The organism is Corynebacterium gottingense (assembly GCF_003693265.1).
Taxonomy (GTDB): domain Bacteria; phylum Actinomycetota; class Actinomycetes; order Mycobacteriales; family Mycobacteriaceae; genus Corynebacterium; species Corynebacterium gottingense.
Genome location: NZ_RDRE01000106.1, coordinates 1 through 1835 on the forward strand (window position 1 = coordinate 1; position 1835 = coordinate 1835).

General features: G+C 64.3%; 1 protein-coding gene and 1 pseudogene. Both read right to left on the reverse strand.

The window, feature by feature from the left end:
• A pseudogene (locus tag EAW56_RS11975) lies at positions 1–371 on the reverse strand (hypothetical protein); the annotation flags it as partial.
• 37 nt (positions 372–408) lie between these two features.
• A complete protein-coding gene (locus EAW56_RS11980; protein ID WP_244213435.1) occupies positions 409–1788 on the reverse strand; it encodes an oxygenase MpaB family protein in 1380 nt (459 codons plus the stop codon).
• Between the last annotated feature and the right edge of the window lie 47 nt (positions 1789–1835).

Sequence of the window (1835 nt, forward strand, 5' to 3'; positions counted from 1 at the left end):
GACAGGTTCTGCGCAAGCACCGGGATCGCCAGCGCCGCCTGCTGTCCGCGCTCGAGGCGCTCCCAGTCGACGCCGTCGAGGGCCGCGTTCATGTCGTCGATAAGCGCCTTGACCTCGGGCAGCGTGGAATCGGTCGCCTCGCCGCGCGCGAGTGCCTCGCGCAGGTTCGGCATGATCTCCTTGCTCTTGTGGCCGCTGGTAAACAGCGCATCCGCAATGGGATCGCTCGCCCAAAACGCCTGCTCAAAGCGCTGCGCGCGGGCTTCGCCGAACTTTGCAGCGAAAGCGTCACGGTCGCCGCGCGCCGACGGCCACTCGGAGCGGTCGTAGTGGTCCTGCGCGAGCGGGTTTTCAGTAAAGGTCTGGGTCATGATGGGTCTCCTTGTAGTTGGGTGTGGCAGCGCGGGGTTAGCGCAGGCCTTCCTTGGATGTGTCGTGCAGCTTGTACTCGGCCTTGACGTCCGGGGCCTTCTCGGCCACGTAGTCCTCGATCTGCTGGAAAACGTCAGACCACGGCGGCTTGCCCTCTCCGGCCTTCTTGGCCTTCTTGGCCTGCGCACCCGGCAGCTTGTCCAGCAGGCGGTAGATGACCGCCTCGGACTTCGCCTTGAGCAGGAATGCGATCTTCCAGTGCAGGTACGGGGTCCCTTCGAAGCGCGACCCCTTGACCATGAACTTCGTGTCCTCGTCGCCGATGATCAGCGACAGCGCACCGAGCACCTGCCCCGGCATCTTCGGATCAAGGTCTTCCAGAATGCCCATGAGCGCGGTGGCGACGCGCACGTGGTAATCGGAGGAGTAGCCGCCGTTGGCGTAGATGAAGTCGGTCATCTTGCGCATCTCGTCGCCCGTCTTCGGGATCAGGCGCTCCTCGGCGCCCATGAGGTGCAGGACCCACGCCCAGTACATGGCGACGTCGTCCCACTCCTCGCCCGTGTGTGGGCGCCCGAAGAACTCGTCCACGCCGATCGGCATGAGGGCGAACCAGCCTTCGCCGGAGACGAGGAACGATGAGCCGATCGGGCGACCGAATTCGTTGTAGTGCTCAGGACCCCACAGCTTTTCCAGGCCTCGGTTTGCCTGCGCGTGCAGCAGGCGCACGCGCACCGCTGCTTTGAGGCCGTCACTGTAGCGGTCGAACACGCCCTTCTTGCCCAGGTCAACGAAGAACTTCACCGTCTCGATGATGCGAGTAAAGGACTCGATCTCAAACATCGCTGTCTCGCCCGTCGCCGCGGAGGTACGGTCCTCCATCGTGGTGGCCCAGTAGGCGAACCCGATAGAGAGCAGCTCTGCCGACGGCGTCACGTTGTAGTAGGCGATGCGGCCACGCTCCGCGGCCTCAAGGTCGATCCACTCCGGGATGTTGTCTACCTCGGCGAAGAACTCCACGAGCTCCGGCGACGGGTCGGCCACCGTGTCGATTCCGCTGTTGAGCGCCTGCTCGAAGTCCGCGCGGGACTTCTCGGCGCCATCGCGCTTGAACGCCTCGGCCAACTTCGAGCCGGTCTCGTCGGTCTGCCACATATGGTCATCCAGCAGCTTGGTCTGGAAGCTGTCGTAGCCCTCCCAGGCGTCGGCCACCGTGTGCCACCGGTCAAAGAGGTTGTGGCGCAGCTTCGACCAGCCGGGGCGCTTCACGCGACGCTTCGGCGCCGGTCGCAGCGGCATCCCGTCGCGGTAGAAGTAGCGGAAGTCCTCGTAAGGATTGTCCGACATGGGGAGAATCTCCGGGCGCACCGGATTTTGATACTGATGCTCCTCGCGGACATCTGTGCTGGCAGTCATCGTCATCCCGTTTCTCTGCACTTTTGCGCCGCCCCTCACGGGCGGCT

Excerpts from the sequence above, each read along its gene's own strand:
- EAW56_RS11980 (WP_244213435.1), bottom strand. The coding sequence starts at position 1,788 with ATGACTGCCAGCACAGATGTCCGCGAGGAGCATCAGTATCAAAATCCG.